Below are 21695 nucleotides of genomic sequence, written 5' to 3'. Positions count from 1 at the left end.
GCTCACGGCGTCACCTCGTGGGCGGTGCCGTTGCCTTGGGCCAGGGTGACGATCATGTCCGGCCAGTGCGTGCCGTCGTCGGCTTCGATCTCGATGGAGACCTGCACCGGCAGGGTTTCGACCTGGCTCCAGCCGTCTTGCCAGTCGCCCAGGCCACCACCGTCGGGCAGCAGGCCGCGATAGCGGAAGCGCACCGACTTGAGGTGATCGGCCAGCAGCTCCGGCGGCCGCGCCGGGCCGGGTTCGACGATGGTCTGCCCGGATTGCACCATCGCCAGCCCCACCTGCAGGCGGGTGCCGTCTTCGACCACTTCGACATCGTGCAGGTACGGCCCGCCGCGGCCCAGGTAATCAGGGATGTCGGCCACGAAGCGCATCTGGCCCGCACTGCCGGCGAAGCGGCTGGCGATGCCTTTCTGCTCGTCCACGGCGTAGGCAATCGCCTGCGCCGAGGCCAGGTGACTGCGCAGGAAGCCCTGCACCGCGCGGATGCGCTCGTTGCGCGCCGCGGTGACTTCGCCGCGATGGACCATCGCCGTGGCCGCACGCAGCGTGGCAAAGCCCACCGCCAGGCCCGCGGCCAGCAGCAGCGTGGCCAGCAGGATTTCCATCAAGGTGAAGCCGGCCTGCGCGCGCTTCATTGCGTCGCTCCCAGCGTGCCTTCTGCTGGCGCCAGGCGCAGGCTGCGCCACTGCAGGCGCTCGCCGTCGCGCGCGCCCCAGCGCACGCTGAGCTGCACTTCCAGCAGGCGCGCGGCGCCGGGGCTCGCTAAGCCATCGGTGGGCAGGCGCGGATCGGTCCACGGCGCGATATCCAGGGTCCAGTGATAACGGCCCTGGTCCAGGTCGCCTTCGTCGTGGCCCGGTTCCAGCCCTCCACCGGCGCCCACCTGGGCCAATAAGGTCTGTGCGTGCAGCGCCGCGCGTCCGGACAGTGCCGCCTGGTGGATCTGCCGCGCCGCGCCGGACAGCGCGCCGAGCAGCAGCGTCAGCGCGAGCGCCAGCAGGCCGAAGGCCACCACCACTTCGATAAGGGTGAAGCCGGCCGCTTGGGCGGCACTGCCGCCCGGCCGACTGAACGCCTGAGGGCTGCGCCCGAGGGCCGGACTGAAGCCGCGTTGCCGGCGCACCACGCGTCGCATCACGGCGCTGCGCCCGGCGTTTCAAGGCGCACTTCACCCGTGAGCCAGGCCACGGTGATCCGGCGTGCGGCTTGTTTCGCCGACAGCTCGACGCTGCCACCGGTCGAGGCGCCATCGGGATAGAAGACGATCGCGCCTTCGCCCGCCTGTGCACTGGCCTGGCGCGCGCCGTAGAACGCGATGCCCAGCTCCTGCGGGATGCGCCCATCGCGCTTGCCTGGCGACGCATACAGATGCCCGGACGGATTGATCACGAAGCGCTGCGGCTGGCCGCTGGCGATCGCCTGCGCACGGGTGAAGCGCAGTTGCGAGGCGATCTCTTTCGACGCACTGCGCAGGCGCACGCCCTGCAGGCCACCGCTCATCGCCACCGCCGTCATCGTGCCGATCAGGGCGATCAGCGCGATCACCACCAGCACTTCGATCAGGGTGAAGCCCCGGGTGGAACGGCCGGGCGCGGGCGCGCGGCGGCGCACGTCAGGCAATCAGTTCTGGTACGGAATATCGGCGTTGACGCTGTCGCCGCCGGGCTGGCCATCCTTGCCCAGGCTGATCAGGTCGAACGGGCCGCTCTGGCCCGGCACGGCGTACTGGTACTGGTGGTTCCAGGGGTCCTTCAACTCGGTGTCCTTGGCGTACGGGCCGAGCCAGCCGGTGGCATCGCCCGGCGCGGTGACCAGCTCGGACAGCGCGCCGGGCAGGCGGCCGGTGTCCATCTCGAACTGCTGGATCTTCTCGGCCACCGTCTGCACCTGTGCCTTGGCCAGGTTGACCTTGGCGCGGTCGGCGTTGCCCAGGATGCGGGTCGCGGCGAAGGCGACGATGCCGCCGATCAGGATCACCACCACGATGATTTCCATCAGGGTGAAGCCCGCCTGTGCGGCGCGCGAGGGCAGCTTGGGGATCGAACGTCGGTTGTGCATGTGCGGTCTTCCGTTACGTGTTGCGAGTTCGGGGGAATGGCGATTGTGTCAGTTGATGGCACCGGCCAGATCGTACAGCGGCACCAGCACGGCGATGATGACCGCACCCACCACAGCGGCCAGCACCAGCGTCACCGCCGGCACCAGCGCGGCGAGCATGCGGTCCAGCGCCTGCGCGGTCTGTGTTTCGAAGGTGTCGGCGGTCTTGAGCAGCATCGTATCCAGCGCGCCGGATTCCTCGCCCACCTGCATCATCTGCAGGGCGAGCCGAGGAAAGCGCTTGCCGGCGCCCAGCGAGGTGGACAGCGCGCGGCCGTTCTTCACCGCATCGGCGGCGCTTTCCACATCGGCCGCCAGCGCGCGATTGCCCAGCACGTTGCGGGCGATGCCCAGCGCGCCCAACAGTGGCACGCCGTTGCGCAGCAGCGTGCCCAGCGTGCGGGCCAGGCGCGCGGTTTCCAGCCGTGCGATCAGCGGGCCGACCAGCTTTCGCTGCAGGATCCACGCATCGAAGCGATCGCGGAATGCGATGTCGCGCCGCTTGCGATCGACCCACAGCGCCAGCACCGCCGGGATCACGATCAACAGCAGCCACCAACCGGCGACGAACTGGCCGATCGCCAGCACGATGTTGGTGAACCACGGCAACGCCACATCCAGGCTTTCGTACATCTGCGAGAACTGCGGCACCACGTAGCCCAGCAGGAACAGCATTGCCAGCCCGACCACCACCAGCAGGATCGCCGGGTAGATCAGCGCGTTGACCACCCGGCCCTTGAGCGCGCGGCTGCGCTCAAGGTAATCGGCCAGCCGCTGCAGCGTGTCGTGCAGGTTGCCGCCCGCTTCGCCCGCACGGACCATGTTGATGTACAGCCGCGAGAACGTGCCGTGCTGGCGCTCCAGTGCGGTGGACAGCGGCGCACCGCCGCGCACGGCTTCACGGATGTCGGCCACGGTGTTGCGCGCCTTGTCCTCGTCCGGCAGCTCCAGCAGGATCGTCAGCGCGCGATCCAGTGGCTGGCCCGCGCCCAGCAACGTCGCCAGCTGCTGGGTGAACAACACCAAGCGCTGTCCACCAAACGCATTGGGCTGCAGCAGCAGCTTGAACGCGCCCAGCCCGCCGCCTTCGGACGCGAGCTTGGCCTCCATCGGCAAATGACCCTGCTCCTGCAGGCGCGCGACCACATCGGCCTCGCTGGCCGCTTCCATCTGCGCCTCCAGCACATCACCGCGCGCGTTGAGCGCTTTGTAGCGATAGAGAGGCATCAGCGGAGACTCACCATGCAGCGTTCGCTCAGCATCGATTCGTCATTCCCGCGAACGCGGGAATCCATGGACGTCCGCCTTCGGTACTTTCCCGACGATGTCCGGCCACAGATCCCTCCAGGAAGGATTGAACGCATCGATCAGCTCTACCTTCCAGGATCGCCGCCATTTCTTGATGCGTTTCTCGCGAAGAATGGCCGACTCCATCGTGTCGTGCATCTCGTACCAGACCAAACGCGTGACATCGTGTTGGTCGGTAAAGCCTTCGACGGAGTGCGTCCGGTGTTGCCAGGTGCGGCCGACAAGGTTGCTGGTCACCCCCACGTATAGCGTTCCGTTGCGACCGCTGGCCAGCAGATAGACACACGGCTGCTTCATCTTCGTTCGTCCTTGAACGTCCATGGATTCCCGCGTTCGCGGGAATGACGAAGGAAAATCTTCCGCGACCTGGTGCGATCAGCACAGCCTTACGCATCCTCCGTCACCCGCAGCACTTCCTCGATCGTGGTCAGGCCAGCCAGCGCCTTGGCGATGCCGTCTTCGTACATGGTGCGCATGCCGGCCTTGCGTGCGAGGTCCTCGATCTCACCCATGCCGGCGTGGCGCATCACCGCAGCACGCAGGGCGTCGTCCATGATCAGGAATTCGGTGATCGTGGTGCGGCCCAGGTAGCCGGTCGGTGCAACTGCTGAACCGCGCGGGCGATACAGCAGGATCTGGCCCTCGGGCTGGAAGCGACGCAGGTTGAACTTGGCGATTTCCTCCGGCGTGGCCGGATACGCTTCGGCGTGCGTGGGCTCCAGCCGGCGCACCAGGCGCTGGGCCAGGATGCCGTTGATGGTGGAGGTCAGCAGGTAATCCTCCACGCCCATGTCGAGCATGCGGGTGATGCCGCCGGCTGCGTTGTTGGTGTGCAGCGTGGACAGCACCAGGTGACCGGTGAGCGCGGACTGGATCGCGATGCGCGCGGTTTCCAGGTCGCGCATTTCGCCGATCATGATGATGTCCGGGTCCTGGCGCACGATGCTGCGCAGCGCGCTGGCGAAGTCCAGGCCGATCTGCGGCTTCACATGGATCTGGTTGAGGCCTTCGATCTGGTATTCGACCGGGTCCTCGACGGTGATGATCTTGACGTCGCTGGTGTTGAGCTGGCTCAGCGCGGTGTACAGCGTGGTGGTCTTGCCCGAACCGGTCGGACCGGTCACCAGCAGGATGCCGTGCGGCTGCTCCAGCACGCGCAGGAACTGCGGCAGGAACTCATCGGTGAAGCCAAGCCGCTGGAAATCGAACACCACCGTTTCGCGATCCAGCAGGCGCATCACCACGCTCTCGCCATGCGCGGTCGGCACGGTACTCACGCGCAGGTCCAGTTCCTTGCCCTGCACGCGCAGCTGGATGCGACCGTCCTGCGGCAGACGGCGCTCGGCGATGTTCAGCCGCGCCATGATCTTGATGCGGCTGATCACCGCCGCGGTGAGGTTGGCCGGTGGACTTTCGCCTTCTTCCAGCACGCCGTCGACGCGATACCGCACCTTGAGGCGGCTTTCGAACGGCTCGATGTGGATATCGGACGCACGCAGTTCCACTGCGCGCTGGATCACCAGGTTCACCAGGCGGATCACCGGCGCTTCGGAGGCCAGGTCGCGCAGGTGTTCGACATCGTCCAGGTCGCCGCTGGTATCGCCGTCGGCGTTCTCGACGATGGCGCCCATCGCGCTGCGGCCCTGGCCATGCCAGCGCTCGATGGTGTCGTCGATCTCCGAGCGCAACCCGACCAGTGCGCGCACCGGACGGCCGATCGCCATCTGCACCGCTTCGGTCGCATAAGGATCGCAGGGCTCGGCGACCCACAGCGCCAGCGCGCCTTCGGCGTCACCCAGCGGGCAGACATGGAATTGTTTGAGGAAGCGCAGCGACAGCGCGACGTCGTCCGGCAGCTCCGGTGCCACGTCCGGCAGCTGCTTGGCCGAGAGCAAGGTCAGACCCAGCACCTCGGCACTGGTTTCGGCGTGGTCGCGCTCGGACACCAGGCCCAGGCGCAGCAGCAGGGCCAGCACGCTGCCGCCGGTTTCTTCCTGCAGGCGACGCGCGCGCGCCAGGTCCACGTCCTTCAGCCGGCTTTTGGCCAGCAGCGCCGCGACCACGCGCTCATCGGCCGACAGCGTGAGAGAGGGCTCCAAAGCGGTGACTGGGACAGCATTCACATCGACGTTCCCTGCAGCATGTACCGCCACTGTAGCAGCGGCACATGGAGCCAAGGAATGCCCGAAAACTCACGCCCCGATGTCGGAACAACAACGGGCGTCACACGCCCGTCGAAGCGCTGCCGGAGTTACCAGCCGAAGCCCGCACCGACGCCCACCGAGCGCTCGTCGCCGCTGAACGCACCGCCGACAGTGATCGTGGCGCGGTCGCTGGCTGCGCGCTGGTAACCGACCGACAGCGCGTTCTCGCCGCCCTGGAAGCCGACACCGACACCGACGCGGTTCTCGGTTCGGATGCCCGCGGCACTGGTGGCCATGTTGAGCATGGCCGCGTTCATCGCGCCCTGGCGATCGATGCGGCGGTCCTGATTCTGGAAGCGACGATCGACATCGCGCTTGTAGCCGTCCAGGTCCTGGTTCCAGGCCGCGAACTTGCTGTCGGCGTAGGCATTGGCGCTGGTCAGCGTCTGCGTAGCGGTGGTATCGGTATAGGCCTTGGCCGTGGCCACCGACTGCGCATCGCCAGCCTGGACCTGCGCCACGTTGGCCGCATCGGTCGCTTCGGTGCCGGCGGCGACATTGGTCACCTGACGCGCATTGCCGGCCGCGCCGACGGACACGGTGTTGGCCCGGTCAGCGACCGAAGCCTGGCCCAGCGCGACCGCGTTGTCGGCGATGACGCTGCTGCCCTGCCCGATCGCAGTGCCCGATGCCGCGACGACGCTCGCGCCCTCGCCCACGGCTACGGCATTGGTGGCCTGCGCGCCGATGGACGCGTTTGCCCCAACCGCGGTGCTGCCATCGGCTTCGACGCGCGTATTGGCACCGATCGCGGTGTCGTCCGGGCCTGCCGCATAGGCGTTGGCACCGACGGCCGTGCCATTGTCGGCGCCGGTCTCGGCGCCCGAGCCGACCGCCACGCCATTGGTCCCGCCGGCCACGGCCGGCGCGGTGGTGCCGCCGACCTGGACCCCGTTGATGCCGGTGAACGCGGGCTGGGCTTCCAGCGTGGCCAGGCGGCTGGAAAGCCCGCTGTAAGCGGCGTCCAGCGCGGCGAAGGCGTCCCCTGCATTGCTGAAAGACGCGCCCTGGATCGTGTAGGTCGGCGCAACGAAGCTCCCGCTGCTGATCGATGCGCTACCGCCAAACGCCAAGGCCACCGCATCCAGCGCCGTGGCTGTGGCCTGGCTCGACAGGGTCACCGTCTCGGACAGCGCCGTGAGCTGGGCTAGGTTGACCGCATCGGTATCGGCGGTGCCGGCGGCGACGTTGATGATCTGGCGTTCGTTGCCGGCCGTGCCGATGGACACCGCGTTGTCGCGATCGGCGACCGAGCCCGCACCCAGCGCCACGCTGCCATCGCCCACGGCCATCGAACTCATGCCTAAGGCCAGGCTTTGTACGCCGTAGCCTTTCGCGCCCAGGCCATAAGCCGAGGAAAACGTGCCGGTGGCTTCGCTCGCGCAGCCCACCGCGATCGCCCCGAAATTACTGGCGATGGCGACCTGGTCGGACACCCCGGTGCAGGCATCGGAGATCGCGGTGCTGTCCGCGGCCGCCTGGCCACCACCGAGTGACTGTGCCCGCAGTGCCGGGCTGCTCAGGGCCAGCGCGGCGACAATGCCCAGCGCAAGCCAGTGCCGGCGCGCGATCCATGTCGCGGGCAAATCCCGCATTCGAACGGGCCAGCTGCATCTGCGTATTGGAAATCGGGTTCATCGTGCACTTCTCCTGAAATGACGGGCCAAACGCGCCCGTCGACGCAGGTTTGAGGCCCTGCGCCTGGTCTGATGATCTGGAGCCCCCTGTATGCCGGCCCCGCCTAGCCGCGTTGTCGTGCCTTGCGTGCCCGTGGATGCGCTGCATCCGCTGTGGACAACCTGACGCCAATGCCCGCTTTTAGTGACGGACCGCACTGTTCGACGTCAGAGAACACAAACGCGAGCTCCCCGGGAACCGGACAGCGCCGCGCCCGCCAACGCCTGACCGTTGCGTCATCACGGCCAAAAAAAGAAGGCCCCATGCAGTGCATGGAGCCTTGGTGCGGCCCTACCCGCAGGCAGGACCGGATCGACCGGAAACGGGCCGATCGTTACTGGCGCGCAGTCAGCGTCACCCGCGAATAACCCGTCGTCCCGACCAGCTTGATGTAGTACGTGCCGGCCTTGGGCGCGGTGAAGCGCACCGTCTCGTTGTTGCCCGCACGCGTGGACTTGGCGTCGAAGCTGGTGCTGGTCGGCTCCTTGTCGTAGCTCACGTACATCGACAGATTGCCGGTTCCGCCCAGGGTGATGAAGGACAGTGTCTTGCCAGCGACGGCTTCGAAGCTATAGAGCGTTTCCGAGCCTGCGGTGCCAGCGACGGTGACATTGGCCTTGTTGACCAGCGGCGTGGCGACGGGTCCGCAGGTTTCAGTCTCCGGATCGCAGGGCACGAAGGCGATCGCCGCCTGCACTGCCGCATTGGCGTCGACGATGCCTGCTCCGATTTCGCGGCCGCTGGTCGGTGCCACCACCGGCGTGTGGGCGCTGGACTGCAGCAAGGTCACCACTTCGGTCGGCGTCAGCAGTGCCAGGCCTGCATCCAGGCGCGCGCCCTGCATCAGCGCGACCACGCCGCTGACGTGCGGCGCGGCCTGCGAAGTGCCAGCGTAGCCGTTGTAGGTAGTGTCGTTGGCCACCGGCGTGGTCGCGCCGGAGTTCAGCCCCTGCCAGACAAAGCCGTCATCCACCGGCGTGCCCGACGAACCATCGTTGGCGTAGATGCCACCGCCCGGCGCGGCGATTTCCACCGAGATGCCGTAGTTGGAGTAGTACGCGCGCTTGCTGGTGATGCCGGTGGAAGCCACCGTGATCACACCCGGGCAGCTGGCCGGTGAGAAGTTGGCCGCGTTGGCATTGCTGTTGCCCGCCGAGACCACGACCGCCGCGCCCAGCGCGTTGGCCTGGGCCACGGCCTTGCCGGTTTCGTCGGCTGCGGTACAGACGCCGCTGCCGCCCAGGCTCAGGTTGATGACCTGCGCCGGATGGGTGTTGGCCGGCACGCCGTCCACGGCACCGCCGGCGGCCCAGATGATGGCATCGGCGATGTCGCTGTCGTAGCCACCGCAGTGGCCGAGCACGCGCACCGGCAGCACCTTGGCGTTGTAGGCAACGCCGGCCATGCCGCGCGCGTTGTTGGTCAGTTCAGCGCCAGCGGTGCCGGCGACATGGGTGCCATGCCACGAGCTTTCCGACGGCGGATTGCTGGCATCGGTACACGCGCTCAGCCACGGCTCTTCGGTCGTCCAGTCACCGGTGTCCCAGCCGCCTGCGACACGGCCATCGGTGGCGCGGCCGGAGACCAGGCTGTCGGTGATGAAGTCGTAGCCTGCATCGCCCAGCGAGGTGTCGACGTCGACGTGTGTGGTGATGCCAGTATCGAGCACCGCGATGGTGATGCCGCTGCCGTCGGCCAAATCCCACGCGTTGTTGACGTTGCTGCCGCCCACGTTGGACACGCCGTCCACGGTCGCGGTGCCGTCGGGCGCCTTGAGGTGCCACTGATAGGCGCTGTAGTAGGTGTCGCTGGGCGTGAAGGTGGCGGGTTTGAGCGAGGCCGGCGCCTGGATGTCACGTACCGGGCGGCGCAGCACGTCGGCCTGCACGCTGACCACGTTGGGATCGGCGGCGATCTGACGCATGAAGGCTTCGGCTTCGACGCGATCCAGCTTGCGCGAGGTCTTCACCAGCTGCGCGCCGGTGGCGAGTTTGCGCAGATAGCTGGCCGACGCCACTTTGCCGCTGGTCGACAGGCCGGCACGCGAGAGCGCGGTGGTCGCCCCGCGCGCCACCGTGGCCGCGTTGCTGGCCGCAGTGGTGCCGTCGCGATAGGTGATGATGAAGCGCCCGATCTTCTGGTCCTCGCCCTGCACATCGGCGGGCATCGGCCGGATCTTGGTCGCCAGGTCGGGCTTTGCAGCGCTGGCCATGGGGGCGATGGCGATCGCGAGAACGAGGGCCGAGACGGCCGCGCTGAGGTGTCTGGTTTTCATTGCTTGAAGTCCTTTGATAGCGAAATGAAGATGCTTGGCCTACCTGCCGCGGAGTCGCCCCGTCCTGTGTCCCCGGATGGCCGATCCGGGGCCTTGGCTTCCGCTGTTCTTCACGGGCGCGACGCTCGCCGCGCCCGTGTGTTTCGGGTTACCAGCCGAAGCCGGCACCGACGCCCACCGAGCGTTCGTCCCCGCTGAAAGCACCGCCGACGGTGATCGTGGCGCGGTCGCTGACTGCACGCTGGTAGCCGACCGACAGCGCGTTCTCACCGCCCTGGAAGCCGACGCCTACGCCCACGCGGTTGTCGGTGCGAATGCCCGCGGCGCTGGTGGCCATGTTGAGCATCGCCGCGTTCATCGCACCCTGGCGATCGATGCGGCGGTCCTGGTCGTGGAAGCGACGATCGACATCGCGCTTGTAACCATCCAGGTCCTGGTTCCAGGCCGCGAACTTGCTGTCGGTGTAGGCATTGGCGCTGGTCAGCGTCTGCGTGGCGGTGGTATCGGCATACGCCGTGGCCGATTGCAGCGTCTGCGCGTCGGCCGCCTGCACCTGCGCAACGTTGGCGGCGTCGGTGCCCTGCGTGCCGGCGGCGACGTTGGTGACCTGGCGCTCGTTGCCGGCACTGCCAACCGAAACCGTATCGGCCCGATCGGCGGTCGAACCCTGCCCCAGCGCGACCGCGTTATCGGCAGTGACGCTGCTGCCTTGTCCTACAGCCGTGCCCGAAGCATTGGCGACGTTGGTGCCTTCGCCCACAGCCACGGCATTGGTGGCACTCGCGGCGATGGTGGCGTTGGCGCCGACGGCGGTGCTGCCATCGGCGTTGACCTTCGCGTTGCTGCCGATCGCGGTGTCGTTGGGCCCTGCCGCATAGGCTGCGCCGCCCACCGCGGTGCCGCTGTCGGCAACGGCCTGCGCACCTTCGCCGGCGACGGTGCCGCCTGCGGCCGAGGCGTTCGTCGTTGTCGCCGGTGCATCGGCGGCGGCGACCGAGGCCGCTTCCTGCGTCGGCGCGTCCTGCACGCTCGCCGTGCTGGCCACCGCCTTGCGTGAAACAGATGTGGTCTTGCTCGCTTGCGTGGCGGTGCCGCCGCCACTGAGTTCGGTCACCTTGTTGTCCAGCGCGGTCAACGCATCGCCAACGCTGTAATAGCTGTCGCCCTGGATCACGTAGGTCGGCGCGCTGATCGCACCCAGCGGCCCCACCGCCGCGCCACCGCCGAGATAACGCGCGTAGTCCTGCAGTGATTTGTAGAGCTGGCCACCATTGATCGCATCCGTGCTGCCTTCGGCCAGCAGACCTTCACTGAGGTTGACGATACGACGCGTGGCCGGGCCGCCGCGGCCGTTGCCGCTGCCCAGCGACACGACGTTGGCTTCGGCCGTGCGCGAGCCCGAGCCCAACGCCACCGAGTTCGCCCCCGACACACCTGCATTGGCACCAAGCGCAACGCCGTTTTCGCCAGACTGCCGGACGAAGGCGTTGTAGCCGACCACGACACCATTGCTGCCGATGGTGTTGGACTGTGTGCCGACCGCAACGCTGTTGGTACCGCTGGCCGCACTGTTCGCGCCCAGGGCCACGGCCTTGGCCGCCACGGCCGCCGCATTGGCACCGACCGCCGTGGCATTGTTGGCCAGCGCGCCGGCGCCACTACCGAACGCCGATGCACTGGTGCCGTAGGCGTTGCTGGCTTCGCCCACGGCGACCGCACCATCGCCATCAGCGTAAGCACCCACATCGCTGCTGGCGCTGCCATTGGCCTGGAAGTATTTGCTGGTGCCTTCGGCGGTGGCCGACACCGCATCCAACTGCGCCTTGTTCACCGCGTCGGTGTCCTCGGTGCCGGCGGCGACGTTGGTGATCTGCCGCTCGCTGCCGACACCGCCAACCGACACGCTGTTGTCGCGCGCGGCGACCGCATCGGCGCCCAGCGCCACTGCATTGTCGGCCGACGCATAGGCATTGACGCCGACCGCCGTGCTGGCTTCGCCCGAGGCGTAGGTGTTGTGGCCCAGCGCCGTGGCGTATTCGCCGGTAGCCCAGGCGCCGTTACCGAACGCCGAACCGCCGGTCCCGGTGGCCCGCGTGTTGATCAAGCCGAAGAAGGTGCTGCCGCCCACCGCGGTGGATTCAGCACCGCTGGCCTGGCTGGATTCGCCCAGGGCCGTGGCGTTGCCACCCTCGGCCGTGGCGCCATAACCGAATGCCGAATCGAAATCGCCCGAAGCCACGCTGAAGCCACCGATCGCCGTCGACGCCAAGCCCGATGCGCTGCTGCTGAAGCCGGTCGCCGTGGCCTGCAGACCTTCGGCCATCGCACCGGCACCTGTGGCGGTGCTGAACACACCGGTGGCCTGCGCACCGGCGCCGAATGCACTGGCGCCGGCATCGCTGGCGATCGTGGTCTGGTCCAGCAGCACTTCGCCGCTATCGGGATCGGTGTAATACAGCGCACCGCCCACCGCTGTGGCCGAATCGCCCTGCGCCACCGCATTGAAGCCATTGGCCGTGGCGTTGATGCCCTGCGCCGTTGCGCCCGCGCCGTATGCGCTCGCCCCATCGCCGAGCGCATTGCTGGCTTCGCCCGCGGCGGTGGCGTTGCTACCTTCCACCAGCGCGCCGGCGTCGCTGTCTTCGCTGCCACTGGCCTGGAAGTACTTGCTGGTGTTCTCCGCCGTGGCGGCCACTTCATCAAGCTGTGCCTTGTTCACTGCATCGGTGTCTTCGGTGCCGGCGGCGACGTTGGTGATCTGGCGCTCGCTACCGACATCGCCGACCGAGACCGTGTTATCGCGATCAGCATAGGAATTGGCGCCCAGCGCAACGCTGTTTTCGCCCAACGCGGTGGAATAGAACCCCAGCGCGGTGCTGTTGGCACCACCGGCCCACGACTCAGCCCCCACTGCCGTTGAGAAATCAGTCCTGGCGTAGGAAAAATAGCCGAGCGCGGTGCTTTCCAGCCCATCGGCCTGGCTCAATGTGCCGCTGACCAAGCTGTAGTCGCCGTTGGCCAGCGCGCCCGCGCCGAAGGCTGCGGCGTACTCACCCGAGGCCTGCGTATTGATGAACAGTCCGAAGCCCGGCACCAAGTCGGCGAGTCCGCCGACGGCCACCGAGCTGGTCCCCACCGCCGCGCTGGAGGTGCCCAGCGCGGTCGCGTAATCGCCGATCGCATTGGCTACCGCGCCCACGGCAGTGGACTGCGCGCCACCGGCATAAGCGCCGACACCCACGGCCGAGGCAGCAAAACCCGACGCATCGGCGCTCGCACCGACCGCCGTGCCGCCAACGCTGGCGCTGGTGGCGCCGGTATCGACCGGCGCACCATCAACGGTGATCAGCGGATCGCCGTTTTCATCCACTGCCACGCCGCCCATCGCAACACTCGCCGGCCCGGTGGCTTGCGCGTTGTAGCCGAAGGCGGCGCTGTTCTGTCCCGATGCAACGGCGCTGCTGCCAACGGCGGTGGCGTTGTCGGCATAGGCCACAGCACCTGCGCCATACGCACTGGCGCCATTGCCGATTGCGTTGCTCGCCTCGCCCGCGGCGGTCGCATTCGCTCCCTCTACCAGCGCACCCGCGTCGCTGTCCTCGCTGCCGCTGGCTTGGAAATACTTGCTGGTGTTGTCCGCCGTTGCGGCCACTTCATCCAGCTGGGCCTTGTTCACCGCATCGGTGTCTTCGGTGCCGGCGGCTACGTTGGTGATCTGGCGCTCGCTGCCGACATCGCCGACCGAAACACTGTGATCACGCTCCGCCACGGCGCCAGCGCCCAGCGCGACAGCGTTGTTGCCTGTGGCCTCGCTACCGGCGCCGATGGCGATCGCGCTTTCGTTGTCGGCCAGCGAATTGGTGCCGATCGCGATGCTGTTGATGGTGTTGCCCAGCGCCTGATAGCCAAGGCCGATGCTGTAGTCCCCGTAAGCGAACGCGCCGCGACCGATCGCAGTGCTGCTCGCCCCGCTTGCCCAGCTGTTGTAGCCGACCGAAGTCGAGCCCGTCCCGTCGGCCCACGCCGCCACACCAAATGCAGACGCGTTGTTCGCCGTGGCCCAGGCGCCTTCCCCGAAGGAGGACGCGCCTTCACCCGTGGCCCAGGCATAGGCGCCAACCGCCGTTGCGTAGTCCTGGCTGGCCCAGGCGCCGTCACCGCTGGCAAGGCTGTAGGCACCGATCGCGCGCGACATGTAGCCGGTGGCGACGGCATGGTCCCCAGTGGCCTGCGCGCCGTAGCCGTATGCGGATGCCACCTCGCCGGTCGCCTGTGCGCCCGCGCCGACCGCCGTGGCATTCTGCGTGGCGCTGGTGCCGATCAGGACCGGGTTGCCGTCGGCGTCTTCAATCGGAAAATTGTACTGGTCGAAGGACTGGCCCATGCCGCCGACGGCGACACTGCCATCGCCCACCGCCGCGCTGTTGTTGCCCACCGCGGTGGCGTTGCTGCCCAGCGCGCCGGCACCGGCGCCGTACGCGCTGGCGCCATTGCCGAGCGCATTGCCTGCTTCGCCGGCAGCGGTGGCGTTGCTGCCCTCCGCCAGCGCACCTGCATCGCTGTCCTCGCTGCCGCTGGCCTGGAAGTACTTGCTGGTGTTTTCTGCAGTCGCAGCCACCTCGTCTAGCTGCGCCTTGTTCACTGCATCGGTGTCTTCCGTGCCGGCCGCAACATTGGCGATCTGGCGCTGGGTGCCGGCAGCGCCGACGGACACCGTGTTCTCGCGATCCGCCACCGCGCCTGCGCCAAGCGCGACGCTGTTGGCGGCGGCTGCATTCGCGCCGAAGCCCAGTGCGGTGGAATCTTCTTCTGCCGCCAGCGATCCGGCACCCAGCGCCGACGCGCCCTGCGCGTCGGCCGAACTCAGATAGCCCAGCGACGTGCTGTAGTTGCCGTTGGCCCAGGCACCGTTGCCGAAGGCCGCACCGCCGATTCCCTGCGCTTCGGTTTGGTAGAAGCCACCCAGCGCGCTGCCGCCGACGGCGGTGCTTTCTTCGCCGGTGGCCAGACTGAATTCACCGACCGCCGTGCTGCTGGCGCCGCTGGCCTGCGCGGCCAGGCCGAGCGCGGTGGCGTAATCGCCCGCGGCCGCGGATTCGGCACCGACCGAGGTCGCACCCAGTCCGGACGCTGTTGCAAGGAAGCCATTCGCCGTGGCTTCGATGCCGCTGGCAATGCTTTCCGCACCGGTCGTGGTCGCACCGTCGGCCGATGCGGTGCTGTAGTAGCCCGAGGCCGTGGCTTCGATGGCCGACGCTTCGCTCAGCGCGCCGGTCGCGCTGCTGCCATCGCCGCTAGCCAGTGCCGCCGCGCCCAACGCCGTGGACTGATCGCCGGTGGCGTTGCTTTGGAAACCAATAGCGGTCGAGGTGTCGCCGGACGACAGCGCGCCACAGCCGATGGCCACGGACAGATCGCCGGTGGCGCGCGCCACGCGTGTCGCAGCGTCGTTACATGCAGCAGCCTGCGGCGAAATCGCGGTGCTTGCCTCACCCGGCGATCGTCCGCCTCCGACCGATTGCGCCAGCACGTTCGGCATAGCCGCCACGGCGGTCAGGATGATCGCAGCCTGCAGTAATCGGGCGCCTTTGCCCTTGCCCTTCGCCTTGGCGAATTCAGAGGCGACAACGACGACGCTGCGATCAGCGTTCCACAGCTTGCAGAAGATGCGATTCATCCGTTCCTTTCCTTAGGCGTTGTATTTGAATTTTTCCGGGCAAAAGGCTCCCGCGACACGCAAATCGGATTTGCGCGCAGGGGTTCGCAAAGGAGCGCTTTTTTCGGTGCTTCGGGTAAGTCCGCGGCTTGCGGGGGGATTTAATGCGGACTTGGCACGTAGACGGGGGTCACGTGCGTGATTTGATAGTCATCTAAGCGATTTCATCGCGTCAAGTGTCGTTCATGCAATGTCTCGACATGCAAAAAACGCCTTGAAACAAGGGCTTTTCAAGCACTTGCGCGCGCTTTGACACCGCGCACGCACGCAATGGATGTTTCGTAACGGGACAGAAGTCTCATAACAAAAACGCCCATCGCCAGAAGCGATGGGCGTTGCGTTGCACTGCAATGTGCGAAGCGTTGTTGCTGAGTCAGCTGCACCACACGCGGGCGTTGCGGAACATGCGCAGCCACGGTGAATCGTCGGGCCACTCGGCGGGCGACCAGCTCAGGTTGACCGTGCGCGGGGTGCGTTCCGGGTGCGGCATCAGGATGGTGACGCGACCGTCGGCGGTGGTCAGGCCGGTGATGCCGTCGGGCGAGCCGTTCGGGTTGACCGGATAGCGCGTGGCGGCGTGGCCATCGCCATCGACGAAGCGCAGCGCGACGCGCGCGGTGGCCTGGTCGACCGGCGAATCGAATTCCGCGCGGCCTTCGCCGTGGGCAACGGCGACGGGAATGCGCGAGCCGGCCATGCCACGGAAGAACACCGACGGCGACTCCACCACTTCCAGCAGCGACGTGCGTGCTTCGAACTGCTCGCTGCGATTGCGCAGGAAGCGCGGCCAGTGCTCGGCACCGGGGATGATGTCCTTGAGCTGGCTCAGCATCTGGCAGCCGTTGCACACGCCCAGGCTGAAGGTCTCCGGCCGCGCGAAGAACGCGGCGAACTGCGCGCGAAGCGCACTGCGCTCCAGGATCGAGGTTGCCCAGCCGCGGCCCGCGCCCAGCACGTCGCCGTAGCTGAAGCCACCGCAGGCGGCCAGGCCGGTGAACCCGTCCAGCGTGATGCGGCCTTCGACCAGGTCGCTCATGTGCACGTCGAAGGCATCGAAGCCGGCACGTTCGAACGCGCTGGCCATTTCGATCTGGCCATTGACGCCCTGCTCGCGCAGGATCGCGACTTTGGGCCGCGCGCCGGTGGCGATGAACGGTGCGGCCACATCTTCAGCCGCGTCGAAGGCGAGCTTCGGCTTGAGGCCCGGATCGGCGAAGGTGCGCGCGGTGTGGCGCTCATCGTCGGCGCTTTCCGGGTTGTCGCGCAGGCGCTGCATGGCGTGGGTCACCGACCACCAGGCATCGAACAGCTGCTCCCAGCGCCATTCGGCCAGCGTGCGGCCTTCCAGCGTCACGCGCACGGCCGGCGCCGTGGTGGGCTTGGCGATGCGCTGCGCGCATTCGGTCAGCGCATGGCGCTCGACCAGGTCGGCGAAGGCGGCGCGGTCTTCGGAGGCGATCTGCACGACCGCGCCGAGTTCCTCGTTGAACAGCGCGCGGAAGGCGTCATCGCCCCACGCATCCAGCGTGATATCCAGGCCCAGGTGCGCGGAGAACGCCATCTCGCACAGCGCGGCGAACGCGCCGCCGTCGCTGCGATCGTGGTACGCCAGCAGCATGCCCGAGGCACGCGCATCGCGCATGAGTTCGAAGAAGCTGCGCAGCAGTTCGGGATCGTCCAGGTCCGGCACTTCGCCGCCGAACGCCGGCAGCGCTTCGTCGCCGGCATGGACCTGGGCCAGCACCGAACCGCCGAGGCGCTGCTTGCCGCCGCCCAGGCCGATCAGCCACAGCTCGGTGTCCGGCTCGCGCGACAGCACCGGCGTCAGCTGGGTGCGCGCGTCATCGACCGGCGCGAACGCGGTGATCACCAGCGATACCGGCGACACCGACTTGTGCGTGGCGCCATCGAGCTGCCACTGCGCCTGCATGGACAGCGAGTCCTTGCCGACCGGAATGCTCAGTTCGAGCTGCGGGCACAGCTCCATGCCGACCGCACGCACGGCGTCGTACAGCAGCGCGTCTTCGCCGTTGTGGTTGGCCGCAGCCATCCAGTTGGCCGACAGCTTGATGCCGTCCAGCGCCTGCACCGGCGCGGCGCAGAGGTTGGTGATCGCCTCGCCCACGGCCATGCGCGCCGAGGCCGCCGCATCGAGCAGCGCCAGCGGCGTGCGTTCGCCCAGCGACATCGCTTCACCGGCGAAGGTATCGAAGCCGGCCAGCGTGATCGCGCAATCGGCCAGCGGCAGCTGCCAGGGGCCGACCATCTGCTCGCGCGCGGTCAAGCCGCCGACACTGCGGTCGCCGATCGTGACCAGGAAGCTCTTGGACGCCACCGACGGATGCGCCAGCACGCGCAGGCCGGCTTCATGCAGGTCCAGCGCGGCGGTCTTCAGCTCCGGCCAGCGCGGCGCGGCCGGATGCACGGTGTCGCGGTGCATCTTGGGCGCCTTGCCGAACAGCACGTCCATCGGCAGGTTGATCGGCGCATCGTCCGGGATATTGCCCGGCGTGGCGCCATAGGCGACCACCAGGCGCTCCTCGGCCGTGGCCACACCGACCGCCGCGAAGGGGCAACGTTCGCGCGCGCACAGCGCGGCGAATTCGGCCAGGCGCGACTGCGGCACGCCGAGCACGTAACGCTCCTGCGACTCGTTGCACCACAGTTCCAACGGCGACAGCGAGGGATCGTCGCTGGGCACCTTGTCCAGGTCGATCACGCCGCCCACGCCGGAGTCGTGCAGCAGCTCGGGGATCGCGTTGGACAGACCGCCCGCGCCCACGTCATGGAACCAGCGGATCGGGTTGTCGGTGCCCAGTGCGACGCAGCGGTCGATCACTTCCTGGCAGCGGCGCTCCATTTCCGGGTTGTCGCGCTGGACGCTGGCGAAATCCAGCTCTTCGGCGCTGTCGCCCGAGGCGACCGAACTCGCCGCACCGCCGCCCAGCCCGATCAGCATCGCCGGGCCGCCGAGCACGATCACCGCATCGCCTGGCTGCAGGGTCTTCTTCTCGACCTGGTTACGGTCGATGGCGCCCAGGCCGCCGGCCAGCATGATCGGCTTGTCGTAGGCGCGGGTGAGTCCCTCGCCTTCGGGCAGCTCGAAGCTGCGGAAATAGCCGAGCAGGTTGGGCCGGCCGAATTCATTGTTGAACGCGGCGCCGCCCAGCGGGCCGTCCAGCATGATGTCCAGCGCCGGGGCCATGCGCGGGTTCAGCGCGCGCGGCGCTTCCCACGGCTGCGGCAGGGTCGGGATGCGCAGGTGCGAGACCGAGAACCCGGTCAGGCCCGCCTTGGGCTTGCCGCCGCGGCCGGTCGCGCCTTCGTCGCGGATCTCGCCGCCGGCACCGGTCGCCGCGCCGGGAAACGGCGCGATCGCGGTCGGATGGTTGTGGGTTTCCACCTTGATGGCGAAGGCCGAGTCCACCGCCGGCTCGCTGCGGTACTGGCCGCTGGTCGGGTCGGGGCGATAGCGCGAGGCGCTGTGACCTTCGACCACCGCGGCGTTGTCGCTGTAGGCGCTCAACGTGTGCTGCGGGGTCTGCTGGTGGGTGTGCTTGATCATCTTGAACAGCGAGCGGTCCTGCTCGCGGCCATCGATGGTCCAGCTGGCGTTGAAGATCTTGTGGCGGCAGTGCTCGGAGTTGGCCTGCGCGAACATCATCAGCTCGACGTCCGACGGATCGCGGCCCAGCTCGGTGTAGCGGCTGCGCAGGTAATCGATCTCGTCCTGGGCCAGGGCCAGGCCCAGGCGCGCGTTGGCCGCTTCCAGGTCGGCCAGGGCGACGCGTTCCAGTTCACCGCGTGCCGGGGCGCTGAACAGCGCCTGCGCCGCGTCGGTGGAATCGAGCAGCGACTGGGTCATCGGGTCGTGCAGCAGCTTGGCGACCGCGGCCAGCGCTTCGGCGTCAGCCGGCAGGCCGGCCAGGTCGATCCGCGAACCGCGCTCGACCCGGGCGATGGCCAGGCCAGCGCCGCGCACCAGCTCGGTGGCCTTGCTCGACCAGGGCGACAGCGTGCCCAGGCGCGGGACGACAAAGCGCGAAACCGCGCCCTCGCCCGGCTGCGACGGCGCGCCATCGGCCTGCAGGATGCGCCGCAGCGCGTCCAGGTCCGGGGCGGTCTCGCCCTGCGGATCGATGAAAAAGACCTGCCAGGTGTCCACGATGCGCAACGACGGCGCGACGGACTTCAGACGGGATTCAAGCCGCGCGCGGCGGAACTGCGACAAGGCCGGATGGCCTTCGAGGACGATCATGTCCGGGAACCGTGGCATGGAGGCCGTGGGAACGGGGCCGCCTATTGTAGCGAAGCCGGCGCAAGGCCGGCTTCGTGGAAACGCGATGGGGTGCGGCAATCGCCGTTACGGCATGCCGGCCGGCTTGGCCTGGGCCTTGGAAGCATCGGCCGCGGCCAGCTTGTCCAGCGCCGCGCGCATCTCGGCCGGCGGCAGGTAGCCGCCGATCTGGCTGCCGTCCGGGGCGAAGATCGCCGGGGTGCCGTTGACGCCCAGGCGCTGGCCGAGGTTGAACTCCATGGTCACCGGGTTGGTGCAGTCCTTGGCGGCCACCGTGCCGCTCTGCTTGGCCTCGGTCAGGGCCTTCTTGCGGTCGGCGGCGCACCAGACCGAGATCATGTCCTTGTGGTCCTGGCTGCCCAGTCCCATGCGCGGCCAGGCCATGTATTCCACCGCGATGCCCTGCTTGTTGTAGTCGGCGATCTGGCTGTGCAGCTTGCGGCAGTAGCCGCACTCGATGTCGGTGAAGACATTGACGGTGTACTTGGGGTTGGCCGGCGCGAACACGATCTTGTCGCTGGTCTTGATGGACTTGAGCAGGTTCTGGCGGTAAACGGCCAGCGCCTCGCTGCCCTGCATCAGGTCCTGGCGCTTGGCGATGTCCACCAGGCTGCCCTGCATCAGGTACTTGCCGTCCTCGCTGACATAGACCAGCTGGCCCGAAACGATGACTTCACGGAAGCCCGGCAGCGGCGCCTTGCCGATGTAGTCGACCTCGACCTGCGGGTTGAGCTGCTTGAGCGCGGCGCGCACCTTGGCATCGGCCGGATCGTTGCTGGCGGCGGTACCGGCATCGGGCTTGGCCGGGGCGGCCGGGGCGGCAGCGTTCTGCGGCTGCTGGGCGCAGGCGGTCAGGCTGAGACCAGCCAGCAGGAAGAAGGGGAGGAGACGGCGCATCGGGGATTCCTGTTTCGAAGCGACTGCCGGGAGGCCGTGGGGCGTGGCGGTCGGCGCGGGGCCCCGCACTGACGGGGCATCGGGCCGATTCTCGCACAGGCTGTCTGAAGGCCCTTTGCAGGGTTTGGTATGGCGTGTTGCAGGGTTGAGGCTGCTGCCGGGGCGACTGGAGCGATTGTGGGAGCCGCTTCAGCGGCGATGGGGCCTGACCGGCAATGCCGCATCGCCGCTGAAGCGGCTCCCACAAAACTCATCCACGTGGGTGGTGTTTGGCGTGCAGATTCTGCAGGTGCTGGCGGGCGACCAGGGTGTAGATCTGGGTGGTCGAGAGCGAGCTGTGGCCCAGCATCAGCTGTAGCGAGCGCAGGTCGGCGCCGCGGTTGAGCAGGTGCGTGGCGAAGCTGTGCCGCAGGCCGTGCGGGCTGACCTTGGCCGGATCGATCCCGGCGACCGCCGCATACCGCTTCACCAGGCCCCAGAACGCCTGCCGGGTCAGCGCCAGGCGCTTGGCATCGATGAACAGCGGGACTTGGCCGTCGGCCATGGCCACCACGGGCTTGTTCGAGGCCAGCTGCGGGCGGGCGTCATCCAGATAGGCCTGCAGCCAGTACTGGGATTCCTCGCCCAGCGGCACCAGCCGCTCCTTGCTGCCCTTGCCGGTCACCCGGACCACGCCCTGGCGCAGGTTCACCGCATTGGCCGGCAGCGTCACCAGCTCGCTCACGCGCAGGCCGCAGGCGTACATCAACTCCAGCATGGCGCGATCGCGCAGCCCCAGCGGCGTGGTGATGTCGGGCGCGGCCAGCAGCGCGTCGATCTGGCTTTCCGACAGCGCCTTGGGCAGCGAGCGCGGCAGCTTGGGCGGATCGAGCAACGCGGTCGGGTCGTCGCTGCGCACGCCGCGCCGCACCAGCTGCGCATGGAAGGCGCGCAGGCACGACAGCAGGCGCGCGTTGCTGCGCGGCGAATAGCCCTGCCGCGCACGCCAGGCGAGATAGTCGAATAGCGCCGGCCGGTCCAGCGTGGTCAGCGTGCCATCGCGATCGCGCCAACGTGCCAGGCCCTGCAGATCGCGCCGATAGCTCTCCAGTGTGGCCCGCGCCAGGCCACCTTCGGCCCAGATCGCGTCCAGGAACGATTCGATGCTGCGCGCATCGGCCGGCCCGCATTCGGGCAGTGCATTGACGAGCTGGCGGCGTTCGGCGGGCGAAGTCATCG

At 68.1% G+C, this 21695-nt stretch carries 13 protein-coding genes; all 13 read right to left on the bottom strand.

Annotated elements, in window-relative coordinates:
• Nucleotides 1-2 precede the first annotated feature (2 nt).
• Nucleotides 3-641, bottom strand: coding sequence for a general secretion pathway protein GspJ (locus tag BMZ17_RS00750; RefSeq protein ID WP_093133905.1), 639 nt, complete (start codon nucleotides 639-641; stop codon nucleotides 3-5).
• Nucleotides 638-1141, bottom strand: a complete 504-nt coding sequence (locus BMZ17_RS00745; protein WP_254775160.1) for a type II secretion system protein XpsI — start codon at nucleotides 1139-1141, stop codon at nucleotides 638-640. Before BMZ17_RS00745 ends, BMZ17_RS00750 begins: the two co-directional genes overlap by 4 nt.
• Nucleotides 1141-1617: a type II secretion system protein XpsH gene (locus BMZ17_RS00740; RefSeq protein ID WP_254775159.1), complete on the bottom strand. Its 477-nt coding sequence runs from the start codon at nucleotides 1615-1617 to the stop codon at nucleotides 1141-1143. Before BMZ17_RS00740 ends, BMZ17_RS00745 begins: the two co-directional genes overlap by 1 nt.
• A 9-nt stretch (nucleotides 1618-1626) precedes the next feature.
• Entirely contained in the window at nucleotides 1627-2064 is a 438-nt protein-coding gene (gspG, locus tag BMZ17_RS00735; RefSeq protein ID WP_093133899.1) for a type II secretion system major pseudopilin GspG, read from the bottom strand.
• A 48-nt stretch (nucleotides 2065-2112) separates the two neighbouring features.
• Nucleotides 2113-3330: a type II secretion system protein XpsF gene (locus BMZ17_RS00730; RefSeq protein WP_093133896.1), complete on the bottom strand. Its 1218-nt coding sequence runs from the start codon at nucleotides 3328-3330 to the stop codon at nucleotides 2113-2115.
• A 42-nt stretch (nucleotides 3331-3372) separates the two neighbouring features.
• A complete protein-coding gene (locus BMZ17_RS00725; protein WP_093137965.1) occupies nucleotides 3373-3708 on the bottom strand; it encodes a GIY-YIG nuclease family protein in 336 nt (111 codons plus the stop codon).
• An 89-nt stretch (nucleotides 3709-3797) separates the two neighbouring features.
• Nucleotides 3798-5534: a type II secretion system ATPase GspE gene (gene gspE / locus BMZ17_RS00720; protein WP_093133893.1), complete on the bottom strand. Its 1737-nt coding sequence runs from the start codon at nucleotides 5532-5534 to the stop codon at nucleotides 3798-3800.
• Between the two features lie 128 nt (nucleotides 5535-5662).
• Nucleotides 5663-7210 carry a YadA-like family protein gene (locus BMZ17_RS00715; protein ID WP_093133890.1) on the bottom strand — a complete coding sequence of 516 codons (1548 nt, stop codon included), beginning with the start codon at nucleotides 7208-7210 and terminating at the stop codon, nucleotides 5663-5665.
• 416 nt (nucleotides 7211-7626) lie between these two features.
• Nucleotides 7627-9567 (bottom strand): S8 family serine peptidase, encoded by a 1941-nt coding sequence (locus BMZ17_RS00710; RefSeq protein WP_093133887.1) that lies wholly within the window; start codon nucleotides 9565-9567, stop codon nucleotides 7627-7629.
• 148 nt (nucleotides 9568-9715) lie between these two features.
• Nucleotides 9716-15244, bottom strand: a complete 5529-nt coding sequence (locus BMZ17_RS00705; RefSeq protein WP_093133883.1) for a beta strand repeat-containing protein — start codon at nucleotides 15242-15244, stop codon at nucleotides 9716-9718.
• A 412-nt stretch (nucleotides 15245-15656) separates the two neighbouring features.
• Nucleotides 15657-19541 (bottom strand): phosphoribosylformylglycinamidine synthase, encoded by a 3885-nt coding sequence (gene purL, locus BMZ17_RS00700; RefSeq protein ID WP_093133880.1) that lies wholly within the window; start codon nucleotides 19539-19541, stop codon nucleotides 15657-15659.
• 105 nt (nucleotides 19542-19646) lie between these two features.
• Complete coding sequence (locus tag BMZ17_RS00695; RefSeq protein WP_093133877.1) at nucleotides 19647-20477, bottom strand: disulfide isomerase DsbC N-terminal domain-containing protein; 831 nt, start codon at nucleotides 20475-20477, stop codon at nucleotides 19647-19649.
• Nucleotides 20478-20727: 250 nt separating this feature from the next.
• On the bottom strand, nucleotides 20728-21693 hold the full coding sequence (gene xerD / locus BMZ17_RS00690; RefSeq protein ID WP_093133874.1) for a site-specific tyrosine recombinase XerD: 966 nt from the start codon (nucleotides 21691-21693) through the stop codon (nucleotides 20728-20730).
• Nucleotides 21694-21695: the final 2 nt, after the last annotated feature.

Origin of the sequence: Pseudoxanthomonas sp. GM95, from assembly GCF_900109775.1 — a bacterium.
Classification (GTDB): Bacteria; Pseudomonadota; Gammaproteobacteria; order Xanthomonadales; family Xanthomonadaceae; genus Pseudoxanthomonas_A.
Note: the sequence above shows the minus strand (reverse complement) of the source record. Positions and strands in the feature narration are given on the sequence as shown.